The 1844-nt window shown below is 63.5% G+C and carries 2 protein-coding genes; both read left to right on the plus strand.

Translation table 11 applies throughout. The features are described 5' to 3' along the window. The first annotated feature begins 97 nt into the window (after nt 1–97). Nucleotides 98–1156: a UDP-glucose 4-epimerase GalE gene (gene galE, locus I2E26_RS04515; RefSeq protein WP_195419773.1), complete on the plus strand. Its 1059-nt coding sequence runs from the start codon at nt 98–100 to the stop codon at nt 1154–1156. Nucleotides 1157–1514: 358 nt separating this feature from the next. Beyond that, the coding region (locus I2E26_RS04520) for a polyprenyl synthetase family protein (protein ID WP_195419774.1) at nt 1515–1844 on the plus strand (330 nt) is incomplete at its 3' end.

The raw sequence follows: 1844 nt of genomic DNA on the forward strand, positions 1-1844 counted from the left end.
TAACAAGGAAGGAAATCCAAGGGAGGCGGCGGTGCGCCGGCCGCGTCGTAGGTGTGCGCTATACTTTTCCCTGCTTATGAATCGAGAGGAGATTTCCATGGCAGATAAGCTTGCTCCGAAGGATACCTGCGTCCTCGTTACGGGTGGCGCCGGTTTTATCGGATCCCACACGTGCGTCGAGCTGCTGGCGCGCGGATACCAGGTCGTCATCGTGGACAATCTGTCCAACTCCAGCCCTGTCGCCGTCGAGCGCATCAAGCAGATCGCCGGCGAGGAGGCCTCTGAGAACCTGACGTTCTACGAGGCCGACGTGCTCGACCGCGATGCCCTGAACGCCATCTTCGACGCGCATCACATCGACCGCGTGATCCATTTCGCCGGATACAAGGCCGTGGGGGAGAGCGTGCGCAAGCCGCTCGAGTACTACCACAACAACATCGAGAACACGCTGGTGCTGTGCGACGTCATGCGCGCGCACGGCTGCAAGTCCATCGTCTTCTCCAGCTCGGCCACCGTGTACGGCGATCCGGACAACCTGCCGGTGAGCGAAACCGATGAGAAGAAGCCCGCCACCAATCCGTATGGTTGGACCAAGTGGATGATCGAGCAGATCCTTACCGACCTTCACACCGCCGACCCCGAGTGGGATATCGTGCTGCTCCGTTATTTCAACCCCATCGGCGCCCATTCCTCGGGCTTGATCGGCGAGGACCCCAAGGGCATCCCCAACAACCTCGTGCCCTATGTGGCGCAGGTCGCGGTGGGCAAGCTGGAGGCCGTCCAGGTTTTCGGCGATGACTACGACACGCCCGACGGCACCGGCGTCCGCGACTACATCCATGTGGTTGACCTCGCGACCGGCCATGTGGCGGCGCTCGACTGGATGAACGGCAGGACCGGCGTCGAGGTGTTCAACCTGGGCACCGGCACGGGCAGCTCGGTCTTGGACGTGGTGCGCGCGTTCAGCGCCGCGTGCGGTCGCGACCTGCCGTATAAGATCTGCCCGCGCCGCGAGGGCGACGTGGCCGCCGTGTACGGCGATGCCTCCAAGGCGGAGCGCGAGATGGGCTGGAAGGCGCGCTACGACATCTCCGACATGTGCCGCGATTCGTGGAACTGGCAGTCGCGCAACCCCAACGGGTTCGCTGCGGAGTAGCCGCCGCGGGTTCCGGGCGCTCCCGGGCCTGACTGGGGCGGGCTTGGGAGCGCGTTCGGGTGCATCCGGGAGGGTGCTCGGGCATATAACGGCCCAACCTGGCGCGCGGAAACGCGCGGGTTGGGCAAATGTACGATTATTCGCGGATGGGTCGAGTATCGCCAAAAATGCAAACGATCTACCTGGTGTTTTATAAAGAGAAATGCCCGTATACTCAGGGTGTCCAATAATAATCGTACATTTGCGCCCATGATCCGGATATCCGTTTGCCGCGTGCCGCGTGCCACGCCTCGCACAGGGGCGGGCCAGCGGCGCGCGGCGTTTTACAAGCTTTCGTGGAAAGGACGGCTGATCGTCCATGCAGACCCCGTTCACCGGCTTTCTCAACCGCCACTTCGATGAGATCAACGATTATCTGGCCTCGTTCTTCCGCGACCAGACGCAGAGCGCCGATGTCGACGCGTACCTGTACGCCCCCCTGGGGCGCTTCACGGACAACGCCGGCAAGCGCCACCGCCCCCTCATCTGCATGCTGGCATGCAAGGCCGTGGGCGGCGATTTCCTTGCGGCCCGTAGCGCGGCGGCGGCGATCGAGCACTTCCAGACGGCCGCGCTGATCCACGACGATATCGCCGATAACGGCCAGCTGCGCCGCGGCAAGCCGTGCATGCACATCGCGGAGGGGGAG

Source organism: Collinsella sp. D33t1_170424_A12 (assembly GCF_015554865.1).
Lineage (GTDB): Bacteria > Actinomycetota > Coriobacteriia > Coriobacteriales > Coriobacteriaceae > Collinsella.